This is a genomic window from Aliikangiella sp. G2MR2-5, from assembly GCF_015687155.1.
In the GTDB taxonomy this organism is placed as follows: domain Bacteria; phylum Pseudomonadota; class Gammaproteobacteria; order Enterobacterales; family Kangiellaceae; genus Aliikangiella.
Genome location: NZ_JADPQF010000003.1, coordinates 162,429 through 178,491, shown reverse-complemented (window position 1 = coordinate 178,491; position 16,063 = coordinate 162,429). Strand labels below are relative to the sequence as shown.

11 protein-coding genes are annotated in these 16,063 nt (G+C 43.3%); 5 read left to right on the top strand and 6 right to left on the bottom strand.

The features are described 5' to 3' along the window. The first annotated feature begins 23 nt into the window (after positions 1 to 23). The 4 genes from IYN84_RS11310 to recG all read left to right on the top strand — a co-directional run bounded on the left by IYN84_RS11310 (position 24) and on the right by recG (position 6,975). Positions 24 to 494, top strand: coding sequence for a winged helix-turn-helix domain-containing protein (locus IYN84_RS11310; RefSeq protein WP_210330417.1), 471 nt, complete (start codon positions 24 to 26; stop codon positions 492 to 494). A 548-nt stretch (positions 495 to 1,042) separates the two neighbouring features. Then, the gene (locus IYN84_RS11305; protein WP_196139326.1) at positions 1,043 to 3,838 is read left to right on the top strand and encodes a TonB-dependent receptor domain-containing protein; all 2,796 of its coding nucleotides are present in this window, start codon (positions 1,043 to 1,045) and stop codon (positions 3,836 to 3,838) included. Positions 3,839 to 3,951: 113 nt separating this feature from the next. Next, complete coding sequence (locus tag IYN84_RS11300) at positions 3,952 to 4,872, top strand: hydrogen peroxide-inducible genes activator (RefSeq protein WP_196139325.1); 921 nt, start codon at positions 3,952 to 3,954, stop codon at positions 4,870 to 4,872. A gap of 9 nt (positions 4,873 to 4,881) precedes the next feature. Next, positions 4,882 to 6,975, top strand: a complete 2,094-nt coding sequence (gene recG, locus IYN84_RS11295; protein ID WP_196139324.1) for an ATP-dependent DNA helicase RecG — start codon at positions 4,882 to 4,884, stop codon at positions 6,973 to 6,975. A gap of 16 nt (positions 6,976 to 6,991) precedes the next feature. Here the strand turns inward: recG and IYN84_RS11290 are convergent, their stop codons facing one another. Then, entirely contained in the window at positions 6,992 to 8,191 is a 1,200-nt protein-coding gene (locus tag IYN84_RS11290; RefSeq protein WP_196139323.1) for a hypothetical protein, read from the bottom strand. 149 nt (positions 8,192 to 8,340) lie between these two features. Further along, the gene (gene nqrF / locus IYN84_RS11285) at positions 8,341 to 10,893 is read right to left on the bottom strand and encodes an NADH:ubiquinone reductase (Na(+)-transporting) subunit F (RefSeq protein WP_196139322.1); all 2,553 of its coding nucleotides are present in this window, start codon (positions 10,891 to 10,893) and stop codon (positions 8,341 to 8,343) included. Positions 10,894 to 11,078: 185 nt separating this feature from the next. Between nqrF and IYN84_RS11280 the strand changes: the two genes are divergently transcribed. Next, a complete protein-coding gene (locus tag IYN84_RS11280; protein ID WP_196139321.1) occupies positions 11,079 to 11,495 on the top strand; it encodes a TerB family tellurite resistance protein in 417 nt (138 codons plus the stop codon). A 92-nt stretch (positions 11,496 to 11,587) separates the two neighbouring features. Here IYN84_RS11280 and IYN84_RS11275 read toward each other — a convergent pair whose 3' ends face one another. The 4 genes from IYN84_RS11275 to IYN84_RS11260 form a co-directional block, all read right to left on the bottom strand. Then, on the bottom strand, positions 11,588 to 12,367 hold the full coding sequence (locus IYN84_RS11275) for a hypothetical protein (RefSeq protein WP_196139320.1): 780 nt from the start codon (positions 12,365 to 12,367) through the stop codon (positions 11,588 to 11,590). Between the two features lie 531 nt (positions 12,368 to 12,898). Beyond that, entirely contained in the window at positions 12,899 to 13,258 is a 360-nt protein-coding gene (locus tag IYN84_RS11270; RefSeq protein ID WP_246722860.1) for a cupredoxin domain-containing protein, read from the bottom strand. 9 nt (positions 13,259 to 13,267) lie between these two features. Next, positions 13,268 to 15,538 (bottom strand): heavy metal translocating P-type ATPase, encoded by a 2,271-nt coding sequence (locus tag IYN84_RS11265; protein WP_196139319.1) that lies wholly within the window; start codon positions 15,536 to 15,538, stop codon positions 13,268 to 13,270. Next, positions 15,531 to 15,962: a MerR family transcriptional regulator gene (locus IYN84_RS11260; protein WP_196139318.1), complete on the bottom strand. Its 432-nt coding sequence runs from the start codon at positions 15,960 to 15,962 to the stop codon at positions 15,531 to 15,533. Before IYN84_RS11260 ends, IYN84_RS11265 begins: the two co-directional genes overlap by 8 nt. Between the last annotated feature and the right edge of the window lie 101 nt (positions 15,963 to 16,063).

Below are 16,063 nucleotides of genomic sequence, written 5' to 3'. Positions count from 1 at the left end.
CGATTTCAGGTGGAGATGCTAAAATGGAGGTATTGACTACAATGATTTTACCAAAGCAAGATACAGAAGAGACATATAAGACAATTCGGTTTAATGATTGCATCCTTGACTCTGAGACACAGATTCTTCATACAGAAAAAGGTAAAGTGCGTCTAAGAAATAAGCTATGGCTTTTAATGCATACTCTCCTGAATCATTCAAATAAAGTTGTAACAAGAAATTTTTTAGTGAAACATATTTGGAACGGCAATAGTTATACTGGAGAGCAGGGTCTTACTCATGCGATATGCCATTTGCGTAGAGTATTAAAGCGATATGATATTCCGGCGAAGATAATTACATTGCCAAAGAAAGGTTATATCTTGGAACGTGAAGAACAAGCATCTTCATCTTTCGAGTCAAACATAGATTTTTCGCAAAGCGTTGACATATTCAACCCTCCGGCATCTAGATACATCAATACCCAGTTTGGGCATCATAATATTTTTAAATAGTATCCAACTGCAACTCTCCCACCTTGTAAGCCGACACCATATGTCGGCTATTTTTTATCTATATCTGCACAAATTTTCATCCATATCTACACAAAAAATTTTGTCTATATCCAGATCAAACATTTTGTCAAAACCCAGATCAGAAAATCTGTTCAAGTATCTAAAGTAACTTTTATTTTGAACAAAAAAAAACCCTCCGATCGGCAGATCAATGAGGGTTACAACCAGGGATGTAGCTAATCGCTACAATTAAATAATCTTATTTTTGACAAAATTAAACAACCCCGAAGTGATTGAATAATACTTGAAAATAGATTGAAAAATTGAAACAAGAAAAATGCACTACAAAAAAACTATCACAAAGTTTCGAGCAAACAAAAATTCAACATTAATTCAACAATAGTTCAAGCTTGTTTTATTGTCCTTTAATTTCTTTTTTGGTTTGATTAATCCATGAGATTTTTTTGTTAATACTAAATTTCAAACCACATAAAAAAGTGGCAAAAAAATTTCTAAACAAAACAAGTCAACAACTACAGGGTTTTCCTATGAAGAATGAGTTATTTAAAATTAAACCAGTTTCGATGGCGTTAAAAACAGCGCTATTTGCAGCTGCTGGTTTGGTTGCATTTAATACTGCTTCCATTCAAGCAGCGGAAGAAGAAAGTGCCGAAGACAATAGAATTGTTGTCACCGGAAGCCGTATTAAGCGTATTGACACTCAAGGTGTTTCACCAATGGTAGTCATTACACGAGAGGAGATGGATAAACAGGGCTATGCGACTTTGCAAGATGCGCTTGATTCACTAACTCAAAACACTGGAGGCTCAGTTGATCAAAGCTTTACCTTTGGCTTTACACCTGGTGCATCATCCGTAAATTTAAGAGGCTTTGGTAATGGTCGCTCATTAACCTTAATTGATGGTAAACGTCTGCCAATTTACCCTGTTGCTAACTCGGGTACATCGAACTTTGTTGATTTGTCGGCAGTTCCTTCAACCATGATCGAGCGTGTGGAAATATTGACTGATGGCGCATCTGCTATCTATGGTTCAGATGCTGTATCAGGCGTTATCAATATTATTACCCGCAAAGACTTTGAAGGTACCGAATTATCTGTAAGATTGGGTGACACTTCTGATGGCGGCTACAAAAACTCTCGAGTATCTTTCGTATCAGGTGTTGTCAACGGTAAAACAGCTATTAATGTTATGGCAGAATACCAACACAATGACACCTTGTGGGCGAGCCAAAGAGACTATGCAGCTTCAGATGTCGCGAACCCAAGAGGCGTGTACAGTTCAGGCGGCGCCAGCTTTGAAGCATTCAATGCCGATGGAACTATTGCGGTTATTCCATATGAAAATTGTGGCGATCCAAATGATCCTTTAGGTAGTCAGTTAATTGACACCGGCATTGAAGGAGACTACTGCCGCTACAACAGAACTGCACATAGACAGCTTTTTCCAGAAAACGACCGCAAAGCAATTTCGGTAAGAATCGATCAAGAGTTTACTCCTGATATTAGTGGTTATGCGCGCGCGGGCTTTTCTGTGTACGAAACCAACACCAATCTCGAACCTAATTACTACAATGGTTGGTTCGGAGGTCAACAACCAGCAGACAACAATACGACTGTCGCTCCATCCAGCGCCCCATTTTACTGGTACTTGGCTGATGGTGTAACTCCTGACTATCTATGGGGATATGTTCCAGTAGGAGCAGATAATAACCCTACAACAGGCACTGCTGATGAGCGAGATGGCTTCTTTAGACGCCGACTGTTTGAGTTTGGTGATAGAACCGGTAAATTAAGAAACGATGGAGTCAACGTTTTAGTTGGCCTTGAGGGTACATTTGGTCAATCGATGTATGATTGGGAAGTTTCGCTTGGTTACAATCAAACTCGATTTACCAACAAACGTCGAAACATTATCAGCTCTGCATTCAACAATTTGGTATCAGATGGTTTAGATTTATTCCAGATTATTCCTCAATCAGTAGTTAACAGTGTAAGTTTCGATTCACTACGTGAAGGTGAGTCGGAAAATGTTAACCTGGACTTCCAAATCTCTGGTGAACTAGATTGGGAACTTGGTGGTGGAAACGCACAATTCGCAATTTTCGGAGATCACGAAAAGCAGTCATTCTATAACACGGCAGATCCAATTAGTTTAGCTGGTGACGCTTTTGATGGTAGTTCTGCTGGTGCAGGCGAGCGTAAGCATTCCGGTATCGGTTTTGAAATTGCAATGCCATTTACTGATGAATTAGAGCTTGATGTTGCTGTAAGAAGAGATAGCTATGATGATGACTCAGACACAGGTAGCGCAGTTAGTCCTCGTATAGCTTTAACATACCGCCCAACTGATGAACTTTTGGTGCGCATGACCGCGGGTGAGAGTTTCCGAGCTCCCGATCTACAGCGTTTGTTTGGTGCAGTTACTTCAGCTTTCCAAACGGTTAACGATCCAAACTTCTGTCAAGACGCAAATAATCCAGCACAACCGGTTTCCTCAAGCGATGCCTTCTGTGCACAAGATGCTAATGGGAACTACACCAACCCTAATGCTGGCGTATGGCAACAACAATCAGTGCCAATTAGAACTGGTGCAAACATCGCGTTGGAAGAAGAAGAAGGTAAAAACTTCAACCTTGGAATCGTTTGGCAAGCAACAGATGGACTTGATCTCAGCTTAGACATGTACCGCATTCGACTTGAGAATATCGTTTCTACTGCGGGCGCACAATTTATGATCAATAGCTGTGATACGCTTGGTACCTATTGTGAGAACATTCAGCGAAATGCACAAGGCTTGCTGTCACAAATTTCTGCTACGGCACAAAACTTGTCGATGCAAGAAATCACAGGGGCAGATTTAGCGGCTAACTACAAGCTCATTACTGATGGTGTTGGTGAATTCAACTTCAAAGCGGACCTGGCTTACGTTGACTCATTTAAAACTCAATTTGACGCTAACTCAGCAGTTGTTGAAAACACCGGTATCGCTACACAACCGGATTACCGATTCAACCTGACAACTGATTGGGCTATGGATGAATGGGGAGCGACTCTACGTTACGTCTGGATTGATGAAATGTGTGGTGTCTTCTCTGCAAATTGTGAAAAGCAAGACTTCATCGAAGCTTATGACCTGGTTAACATGAGTGTCCGTTATGATTTCGGTCAGTACGGTCGAGTAAACCTTGGGATCAATAACTTGCTTAACACAGATCCAGCGGAAGACCCAACCAGCAACAACTGGCCTTGGTTCTTCAACAACGGCGGCTATTCAAATCCGATTGGAAGAGAGTATGCCCTTACTTACACAGTAAACTTTTAAATAGTTGCTATTAAAGCCCCACATACTGTGGGGCTTTTTTCACTCCCGTCACCATTGCCTTCTCTCTTTTATAGATTTATCATATTCAAAACTTCATTTCCAAGAAAATAGCTATGACCCTGAATGAACTGAAATATGTCGTCGCCGTGGCTCAAACGCAGCACTTCAGCAAAGCAGCAGAAGCCTGTCACGTCAGTCAACCCAGCTTGAGCATTGCAATCCGTAAACTCGAAGAAGAACTGGGTATAACCATCTTCCAAAGGGGTAAACGCCAAGTTGAAATAACCCCGGAAGGCGAGGCGGTAGTTCAGCAAGCACAAAAAGTTATCGAAGAAGCTGAAAAACTCACTTACCTGAAAACACTGCAAAAAAACCCTCTACAGGGTGTCCTCAAGTTAGGCGCTATTTTTACCATCGGCCCCTACCTGTATCCCTCACTAATACCTTATATGCGTGAACATTATCCAGAAATGCCTTTGCATATCGACGAGGACTACACTGAAAATCTTCGTAAAAAACTGCTTAAGGCAGAAATTGATATCGCAGTATTGGCCCTGCCTTTCTCTGACCCGGCCATCGACACGCTAGAGATCTATGATGAAGACTTTATGCCGCTTTTTTACGAAGGACACCCGTTTACTGAAATGTCTGAAGTTAAGGTAGAAGATATTCCCAATAAAGATTTGCTCATGCTGGGAAAGGGCAACTGTTTCCGCGATCAAGTTATTGCCGCTTGTCCAAACTGCCATTCTCCTAGTAGTAGTGAAGATAACTGGGTAGTTGGCAGCTCATTGGAAACCATTCGCCACATGGTGGCCATGAAACTTGGAATCACAGTCATGCCGGTAACTGCGTTAGCAAAACAAACCGATTATCCCGGCCTGGATTCACGTCCTTTTGCTGAACCGGCTCCGAAAAGAAGAATTATTCTAGCCTGGCGTTCCAGTTTTCCCAGAAAAGAAGCGGTAGAAGTTGTCGCCAGAAGTTTGCAACAGGCTCTGGCTGGTCAGGTTGATCTTTTACCTATCGAATAAGGAATCACCTTGCAAACGAGATTGGCAGGAATTGGTGTCGATTCGCTGAAAGGAGTTGGTCCCAAAGTAGCTCAAAAGCTCGAGCAGCTGGGTATTAAAAATCTGGAAGATTTACTGTTCCACTTACCCTATAAATATCAGGACAGAAGTCGCGTTTGTCCGATAGGCGAGTTGAGGCAGGGGGAAAGTGCATTAGTTTTTGGTCAGATCGAAGCTGCAGACATTACATTTGGTAAAAGGCGCTCTCTGGTTTGTCGAATATCTGACGGCTCAGGTTTGATGGATATCAGACTTTTCTATTTCTCGATGGCGCAAAAAAAGCAGTTTATAAGAGGACAGTACATCCAATGCTATGGTCAGGCGACGCTAGTCGGAAGACGCTATAGCATGATCCACCCAGAACTAACATACCTTCGAGAGCAGGACTCCCCCGTACTGGAACAAGGATTAAAGGCAATTTACCCAAGTACTGACGGACTGCAACAAAGAATAATATCTTCTCTGATGGAGCAAGCGCTTACTCAACTTAAGCGAGCAAGGGTGAGGGAGCTACTACCAGAGAAATGGCTGACATCTTTGAAATTTCCACCACTTGTTGATGCGCTAACAACATTACATAAACCACCGCTAGATTTGTCTTTAAGCGCACTTCAAAGTGGTAACCACCCACTGATTCAACGGCTCGCATTTGAAGAACTGGTAGCTCAACATATTGCAATGCTAAAGATAAAGCATCGGGGGCAGCAACGATTAGCCGCTTCTATCCCCGAGAAATCAAACTATGCCGCCAAGCTGATTTCCGACCTTCCCTTCACCCTGACAACAGCTCAACAAAGAGTCATTGGTGAAATCGAGAAAGATATGGCCCGGAAATATCCTATGATGCGGCTGGTACAAGGGGACGTAGGCTCAGGAAAAACGCTGGTTGCGGCCTGTGTCATGCTCAATGTAGTTTCAAACACTCATCAGGCAGCTTTGATGGCCCCCACAGAAATATTGGCGGAACAACATTTTAAGGCGTTTGCGAACTGGTGTAAGCCTCTGGGAATAAAGGCAGTGCTACTTATCAGTAAAATGTCAGCTGGAGAAAAGCGCGATGCGCTGGCTGCCATAGAATCCGGGCAGGCCGAAATAGTCATTGGTACCCATGCGCTATTTCAAAATCAGGTCATTTTTAAAGATTTAGCTCTGGTCGTCATTGATGAGCAGCACCGATTTGGTGTCGAGCAGCGAAAAGCGCTGTTAGAAAAAGGATGGGGCGACAATCAGAAGCAGTTACATCCTCATCAACTGGTTATGACCGCCACCCCCATTCCCAGAACTCTTGCCCAAACAGCGTATGCAGATCTGGACCTTTCAGTTATCGATGAACTACCACCGGGGAGAAAACCAATTCAGACCGTTGTAATGTCTGATAGCAAAAGGGATGCGGTCATCGAGCGGGTTCGACAAGCCTGTCTTAATGACAAGCGACAAGTTTACTGGGTTTGTACTCTGATTGAAGATTCTGAAGAACTTCAGTGCCAGGCGGCAGAAGCAACCTATGAGCAACTGCAAACGGTCTTATCAAGTCTACGAGTTGGATTAATTCATGGTCGTATGAAACCTGCTGAAAAACAAAGAGTGATGCAGGCTTTCAAAGATGCGGAAATTGACTTGCTGGTTGCAACCACTGTCATTGAGGTTGGTGTCGACGTACCTAACGCCAGCCTGATGATTATAGAAAACCCCGAGCGCCTTGGCCTGTCCCAACTTCATCAGTTACGTGGACGCGTCGGCCGTGGTGATAAAGAAAGCCACTGTTTGTTAATGTACCACGGACAGCTTTCCAAAAACGCCCAGCAGCGGTTGGAAGTTATGCGTAGTTCGAATGATGGCTTTGTCATCGCAGAAAAAGATCTCGAATTACGTGGCCCGGGAGAAGTGTTAGGTACAAGACAAACTGGTGCTCTTGAATATCGCTTCGCAGATCTGGTTAGAGATAGCCACCTGTTAACCGATGTCTATCTCTGTGCTGATGAAATTTTGTCTGCCCAGGATGTGGTTGCCGAGGCGCTATGCAATCGCTGGGTGCGTCACGCTGATAGTTTAAGTCAGGTTTAATGATCAGAAATTTAAGTTATTCGTCTGACATTAAATAATCCGAATACTTTTTATTGACCATTAATTTAGCCTGGGTCCCCTTTAAGGAAAATTCATAGCCACAGAGCTTAAACTGGCTGAGCTTAGCTATGGCTTCTATCAATTCTTTCGAATCAACTGGAGAAAAATCAGCGTAATAATCACCGCCATTTTTAACTGATACCTGAAGTGCTCTAAAGCGAACTTGACGACTAAAGATAATTTCTACACAAGAGTTATCGCCTTCTGCAGTTAACGCTGACCAGAGAAAGCCATCATCTTTTAATTCACCTTGCCAGGCAATGGTAAGCGCATCATATTGGTCATGCATCACCCAGAAATTATCCGGCATTTCAACTTTGTTCAACCTTTCTCTGGCGACAGGAAGAGGCTTGCTTTGCGTTCCTTTATCCAGATTTTTTTCTGTGTCTTCAGGTAGAAGGGAAAAACCAATAATCCCAACAATAATAATAGAGAGAATACTTAGCGCGACCAGAGCAATTCGACGATTTTCCTGTAGCCACTTCTGTAGCGCAGCTTCCCAACCACTTCCTTTATGAGACCGAGAGTAACCCCGGTGGCTCTCTCGTTCAAACTGTTTTTGGGGTGAATGAGGACGCTCTGCAGCGAGCGGAGTTTCACTCTCGACAGACTGAAACAAGTCAGCAACTGGCGCACGCTCTTCTGTTTTTGCATTATTTTCAATTTGAGCTTTATCCTGAACATCTTCATGGTGGTGCCCCGCCAGCGTGGGCTCTATACGTTCAAAATTTTGTGGTGCTACAGACTCAGATGACTGAATCGCTATCGGACCAGAATATCCCATAACATATTGAGACGGTCCTCGCTGTCGTGGATCTTTTAAAAGTGCCAGTCCAAGAGTAACTAGCAAGGACACTATCAACAACAGCCAAATAGCCCCATGCTCGACATAAGTGATCGCGAACACGGCTAGCCAGTATACCATAAGGGGAATACCTGCTAATGGCGTGGCTAGCCCTGCATCGTGAATACGGCGCATGGAAGATGCCAAAATCACCGGACTCGCGATCACCAGCAAAAGAATCAGTAATACAGGAGCCTTGGCCAGGACCGAACTTAACATCAGAAATAATAAATAGCAGGCAAGACTAATTGCCAAATATCGACGTCCGTTGTCATACCCTTTGATACAGAATAACGACTTAACTAACGGCACCCCTTCCCCCGGTTATCTGATAAATGATTTTATTTTGCTGTATGGTATCCGATTTTTAAAAGTAAAATCTATCGAAGTGGTGCTCAAATATGGCAGAAAGTTGTTCAAATCTAGCAATTGATCCTTCCAGTCTCGAACAGATGGTATGGTTAACCAAAATCATCGATAACAATCTGAGTATTTGGCACACCAGCAGCAAGTAAAACAGACCTCACAGCCTGGTTCATAGCTGATGGTCCGCAAACATAAAACTCGCAATTTAGCATATTCTCCTGTTCAGCCAGAAATGCTCTTTCCACCAATTGATGAATATAACCCCTCTCTCCTTGCCAGTCACTTTCCTCCGGTTCATCCGAAAGCGCGAGATGCCAGCTAAAGTTACCATATTCTGTCGACAACTCATCAAACAGTGATTGATAGAAAATTTCCTGCTGGTTTCTCGCTCCGAACCAGAAAGAGATTTTTCGTTGGCTATGTAAGGTTTTAAGTTGGTGAAGAATATGTGCGCGAATAGGAGCCATGCCCGCGCCGCCGCCAATAAAAACCATCTCCCGATCAGAATCGATAACATGAAATTGGCCAAATGGTCCGCTCAACTTTAGTTCATCTCCGACTTTTGCTGCAAAAAGAAAAGCGGATGCCTTACCAGCTAAATGGATATCAAAACCAGAATCCGCTTCACCGGCTTTTTTAGAAATGGCCAGACGAACGTTAAGCAATATCCTGTCATTTTCGACTGGCGGATTTGCCATGGAATAGGCTCGCTGAATATTATCCGTCCGCACAGATTGAACTTTTCTGAGATTAAGTGCTGACCAGCTTTGTTCAAATTGTTCAGGAACTTCAATCGCTGCCAGGTCTGTTTTTCCTTCGGGAATATGCAACATTACATACTCTCCGGATTCGAATTCTAAAGTCTTTCCATCGACAAAAGACAGGCAAATTTCCTTGATAAGCGGGGTTACCAGACGAGTCGACTCAACTCGACAAGTCAGCAGCTGACCAGCTAGTACCTGCGAAGGAAGCTCTATAGAAAGTCCAGTTTCAGGCTTCAATTGACACGACAAACGATAGCCTTCGGCAAGTCTTTCGGGCGAAATCATTATTTTGTCAGCGCTAGTCAATGGCGCATCTCCTTCAACCCTGACGGAGCAAAGACCACAACTGCCTCCGCCACCACAATTGGAAGGTATATTGAACCCACTTTTACTTAGCGACTCAAAAATCGATCGACATGAAAGTGCAAAAACTTCACCAGAGTAACCATTCTTAGCCTTCAGTAGTACTGGAAAGCGACGGTGATGAGCCCAAAATTTGAAATCCTGCCATCGAAAAACAGAAAAAATCAGCCAAATCCCGGTCAATGCAATAAACAAGGTTGAGCCAGCCGCAAAAATTACCAATGCATTGTTCATATTGTCACGTTCGGAATAGTCCATGATATGCAACATCCAAAATAGATCGAACAATCGCCAGGTATCCGTTTTTGCTCCTAACAGGGTGCCCTTTTCTGCACTGATATAAACCGCGGCGTTCTCTTCTCCGTTATAGCTTGCCTTCCAGACTGGCAAAGCATACTTGCGGTTTTCTGTTGTCCTCTGTGTCTCCAAAATTAATGACTTCAATTGGCCATCACCTTGATAGCGAGTTTCTAATAGTTTAAGAACCCTGACTTCGTTGATCCGAACGGGTTGCAAAGAATGCGCATCAACCAGCAGCGACTTATCTGCCTGAGTAACTATAAATACAGGTTTCGATAAAAACATTCCGGTTTCAACCAGCGTTGCCTGAGGGTAGTTATTCAACAGATTTGAAATATTGGACAATTGTTGATAATCCTCAACTTGCCATCGTTCTTCACTCGATTTAGTGAGAAGGTATCTCCCGCTGACTTTTTGTGGAGAAAGCAGATTAAACATTAGTCCGCTGAGCATCCACAAACCAAGCTGAATACCCAAAAATACTGCTACCCACTTGTGAATCTTCTTAATGCCATTTAAAAGTCCCTTCTTCTGTGCAGACTGATTTTTAAAACTATAAAACAACAAACCTAGTCCAGTAACAGCCAACAATAGTCCTAAAGAAGCGGCAAACATTAGCAATCGGTTGTGGGGATTTTCCCTTTCCTGATAATCCATAATATGGAGCATCCAGAGAAAGTCGAACCAACGCCACAAATCAGTTCTTTTACTTCTCAGTTCACCGGTATCTTCAGTGAAGTACAAAGTTGAGTTGAGCCAGTCATCATAGCTAACTTGCCAAATGGGCTTCTCTCTTCCTCCGAGCTCTCGAGGAAAGCTTTGCAGCCGCTTTACGGTATGTATTTTGGCTTTTCCGGCATAAAGCGCTTGCGCAGCTTGTCGAATTTCAGACTCAGAAACTTCAGGTAACATTTCTAATGATGTTGCATCAAGGCGAAAGAGCTGTTTTGCAGTCTTCAGATGGTATTCACTCCCTCGCTCTCCGGACTTTAGGCTTATTGTTTGAACTTCAGGAAATGACGACAAAAACTCTTCAGATAACGGCTGAATACTGCTGCTTATCACTTGCTTGCTTCGGTGCTTAACCAGATGATCGCCGTGAATCATATCGATATGAACGGAAACCATATACAAGCCGCTGACACACCACACAAGAGCTTGTACACCAACGATTAAAGCCAACCATTTATGATATTTACGCAAAAAGAAAGCAAACTTCAAAAAATTCCCCCTAAGCCTCTATTAAATAGTAGTTTTGTAGCATTTTGCCAATACCCGACGAGATACAGCTTTATGTTGATAGCACGACCGGCTTCCCCTACAATGAATGTAGTCTATTCTTCCGCACGAAAAGAATTCCGAAAGGAAAGAAAAGCAAAATCCAGAATGAAATAAGGTTTATAGCAATGTTCGAGTCAATCACTCAGTGGTTTCATTCATTAGATGAGAATAGCCACCTGTTTAATCATAGCGACGATCAAGCCATCCATATTGCGTTAGCATCTGTGCTTTATCATATCATTAATGAAGATCATAAAGTCACTAGTAAAGAAGTCCATGACTTTAAAAAAATATTGATGGAAGAATTCGACCTCAAGGATGCACAGGCAGAATTCCTGAAAAGTGCAGCAGAATCGGCAAGCAGTAGCTATGAAAAAGATCTGGAAACTGTTAATCACTATCTGAAAGACAATCCAGTAGTCAAAATGCACTTTATGGAAAAACTTATCCACTTGATTAGCATTGATGGCGTATTGGAAGATGAGATGAGCGATTTCTATAAAGCTTTACACGTTATTTTCCCTGAAATCAGGGTGGGATAAGAGCAAGTAGTACAACCTGTATTTGCGATAATAATTATTTAAATTGAACAAGGACCTACCTTCCGGTAGATCCTTGATGACTCATTAATCGATTAATGCTCGTCGTGGACAATATCATCATGCCCTTCAGCTAAAGTGACATGATGGATCCATGTTGATCCATTTGCCCCCGGCTCTACCCAAATTTGGTGACGGCCACGTTGGAATACCTTCACACCCAGATTACCTGACTGCTTGCCACACTTCTTAGGACCACCTTTACAGCCTCCGCTATCTCCTGGAATTGCAGTATCGTAACCATCAACATGATTATAAATGTCTGATAGCATTTGATAATCATGAGCGTTTGGCCATTGGCTGTTTACATCATTCGAATAATCCATACAGGTTTTTTGGCTTGAACCATCTTCACTGGTGTGGCCTAGACCAAATACATGACCAATTTCCTGACACATTACATGATTACGACTAGCATCGCTATCACCTGCCATATAGCTATCGTTCATTTTTGCCGTACCCTGAGTAATATGCCCATTAGAATCAAGGTTGATTGACGCCAATCCGGCCCAGCCGTTGTATCCATAGCTTGCATTACAAACTCGCATTTTACCGGTAACCGCATTACAGCGTTTACGAGTACGAGCGCCATCGTCGGCTGACTCAATGTTCTGATTAATCGCGTTGGATTGATTCCATTTCGAAATAGAGGTCTCGAACGACTGTTGCCAATCAGATGAAACGCTGTCAATCACTGGTAAGTTGACTACTCCAGTAGATGTTGCCCAGTGGTAATCTCCCCAGGCATGATTTGCGATAGCGCTAGTAGATGCAAGAGAAACGGCCGAAGCCAAAAGTAGTGTCTTTATTTTCATTTCCTAGTCCTCATTATATTTATCGTTATGCCACGACTGAAAATTCAGACTGCTTCCGTGACTACTATTAAAACTGGCATAGAATTCAAAAAAACGTTAGTCAATATCCGACAATTATTGTTAGAGATACGACCAAATTTTTAATAGCTATGAGCAAATCACAGGTTGAATTTAGCTCTACCACACAAATAAATGAAAGTTGTTCACTTTAGGTTTTAACAGAGAAAAATCGAACCTTTGTGTAACTCACAAGTATGGTGCACAAAACTCAAACACTTGATTCAACTTGAAAGAGTTATGTACGAAGATAAACAGACTTTTGAAGATAACCTCTCTGGAAAAATATTTTACGTTTAAAAGGTAATAACTAAAGATTTGTCTACTGAGAGAAAATTTGGAAAACAGTAAAATTGTTACACAGTAGCAACCCTATGCAAGGGAGAACAATCGACTTGAAAAAAACACGAGTTCAGGAAAAGGGGGATTCCTGTTTTCAGATCTTGAAAAGTAAGTAAAAGCTTGCCTTTTCATTTATTTTTCTACAATGAGTGTTCCGCGATACATCTGCATTTGACAGTGAAATTCATACTCTCCCTTTTCAAGCGCGGGCAATTCTAGCGGCGTGATTTTACCAAGAGTAAGCTCCTGACTAATTTCCAGCGCGGGAATTAAAAGCATCGCAGCACAGGGTGACTCATCTATCCGTTTAAAGTTCAGCGTAAATGGCTGCCCTGTGCGAAATGTTATTCTCGACGGCTGATAGATTCCGTTTTCAACCAGAATCAGAACACTATTTTCGCTGACCTGAGTGTCTTTCTCCCGATAGATCCAAAACCAGTAAACAATGAGAGCTATCAACAGAAGGCCCAGAATATTAACCATTATCATCATATTCGCTCCTCAGTTTTTCGCCGGCTTAAACAGCCTGAGTCGATTAGCATTAGTGACAACCGTCAACGAAGAAAAAGCCATCGCAGCGCCGGCGATAACCGGACTCAGCAGGAGACCGAAAAAGGGATACAAGATACCGGCAGCAAATGGAATACCGGCAACGTTATAGATAAAAGCACCGAATAAATTTTGTTTGATATTTCTCAAGGTCGCCTTGCTAACAGCAATGGCATCGGCAAGTCCATGCAAAGAACCTCGCATTAAAGTCACATCGGCGCTTTCTATCGCCACGTCGGTGCCCGTGCCAATGGCAAAGCCGACATTTGCCATGGCTAGTGCCGGCGCGTCATTGATTCCATCACCGGTCATACCGACGATTTCATTTTCCATTTGCAATTGTTTGACCTTTTCCACTTTATCTTCGGGTAAAACATCCGCGAACACTTCACTTATCCCTACTTTGTTTGCTACTGCCTGCGCCGTCGCCAGATTGTCGCCGGTTAGCATCACCACTCGAATACCGTTATTTTGCAGTCGCTTAATGGCGGCATCAGAATCTTCCTTGATGGGATCTGCCACCGCGATCAGTGCGGTCAGTTTTCCGTTCACCGCAAAATACATCGGCGTTTTCGCCTCATTAGCCAAATCTTGAGCCTCTATCTCGAAGGGCTCAATTTCGACTTCATTCTGCCGCATCAACTTGGGATTACCAAAAAGCAGAGTCAATCCTGAACAATTTGCTTTGACACCATGTCCGGCAATCGCTTCGAACCTTTCAACCTTGAGAATTTCAAGTCCCCGCTCCTTAGCCGAATCGACAATCGCGAGTGCAAGCGGATGCTCTGAACCCGCTTCCAGGCTTGCCGCCAGTTGCAGCACTTCTGCCTCTTCAACCCCCTCTATGGTGATCACATCGGTCACTTTGGGCGCTCCCAGAGTAATGGTTCCTGTTTTATCCAAAATCATGGCGGTAATTTTCGAAGCCGTTTGTAATGCTTCTCCATTGCGAATTAACACGCCGGCTTCGGCCGCTTTTCCAACCCCAACCATGACCGACATGGGCGTTGCCAGTCCGAGGGCACAGGGACAGGCAATAATTAATACGGTAGTCGCAGAAACAACCGCAAAGGCGACCGCCGGTTGCGGCCCAAAATTGAGCCATATTAATGCGCTCACCACAGAAATAATCATGACACTTGGTACAAAATAAGCGGCGATTACATCGGCCAGTCGACCAATAGGCGGCTTGGAATTTTGCGCCCGTTTTACCATATTGATGATTTGCGCTAATGCGGTATCCTTGCCGACTCTTGTCGCTTTGAACAGGATCGAACCCGATTTGTTGATCGTACCCGCGACGACTTCATCGCCAACCTTTTTTTCAACCGGCATCGGCTCACCGGTAAGCATAGACTCGTCAATCGCGGTATGGCCTTCGCAGACGATTCCATCGACAGGCACTTTTTCACCGGGCTTGACCCTGACAATATCCTCCAATAAAACCTGCTCGATTTTAATTTCGATACTCTTACCATCGCGGATCACTTCAGCCGTTTTCGGTTGCAACCCGATAAGGCGCTTGATCGCTTCGGAAGTCTTTCCCCTGGCTTTCACCTCCAGCGCAAGTCCAAGATTAATTAAACCAATGATCATTGCGGTCGCTTCAAAATACACGTGTCGCGCCATGTCGGGCACCACATGTGGTACAAAAACAACGACCATGGAATAGAGCCAGGCTGTCGCCGTCCCCAGTGCGATCAAAGTATCCATATTGGCAGAATGATTTTTGAAGGACTTCCAGGCTCCGATATAAAAATGTCTTCCCGAAAAATACATCACCGCAAAAGTTAAAACCCCGACAATCAACCAACCCAGTCGCTCAAGATTTGTGTTTACCGTCATTTCGCCGATAAACATGCCATAAATCATCAATGGAATACCGAGCGACAAAGCGATGGTCATTTCTCGCATCATCTTGCGGTAATATTTCCCGTCGGCTTTTTCTTTTTCATCCAACCGTTCAGACTCTGCATTCAGCTGAATTACTTTTGCGTTATAACCGGCGATTTCCACTGCTGAAATAAGTTGTTCAGTGCTAGCGGTCCCTTCAACAGTCACAATACGCTCAGCAAAATTCATAGTAGCAGACTCAACATCTTCGAGACTATTCAGCGCATTTTCAATTTTTCCAACACAGCTTGCACAACCCGCGCCTTCAATGAGCAGTTCAGTGGTTAGCGACAAAGTGTTATGTTCGCAAACTTCTTCAGAGTTATTCATCCCAAAGCTCCTTACCGTGGAAAAACGAAAAGCCTTCAATTAGGTGACAAACCATTTCGCTAGATGGTTCTTGTTCAGGTTTATCTTTCCAGTCTTCTATCGCCTTTTGCATGCGTCCCCTCAAAGCTTGCGCTTCTTTAAATTGTAGCTCAGTTTCTTTCAATTTCTCCTCAATAAGCTTTCTTACTAGTGGACAACTGTTTTTATTTTGGTCTGACTCTTGCAATATCCTTTTAATATCTTTAACGGTAAAACCCAAGTGCCTGGCACTTAAAATAAAGCGAAGACGACCTTGCTCTTTTCTATCGTAATGTTTGTAACCGTTCGTTTCGTCAATAACCGGTTTAATTAATCCAATCCGGGTATAGAACCTAACGGTATCTGGCGCAACTTCTAATTTCTTTGCGAGTTCACTAACTTTCATATTGACTCCTTAAAATTATTCTTTCGCACCTGCACGGAGCTTGCTTAAAAGTGTGCGATTTAAAACTCTTCTCTGAAGGATGGAAATTAACTTTCCTTCAG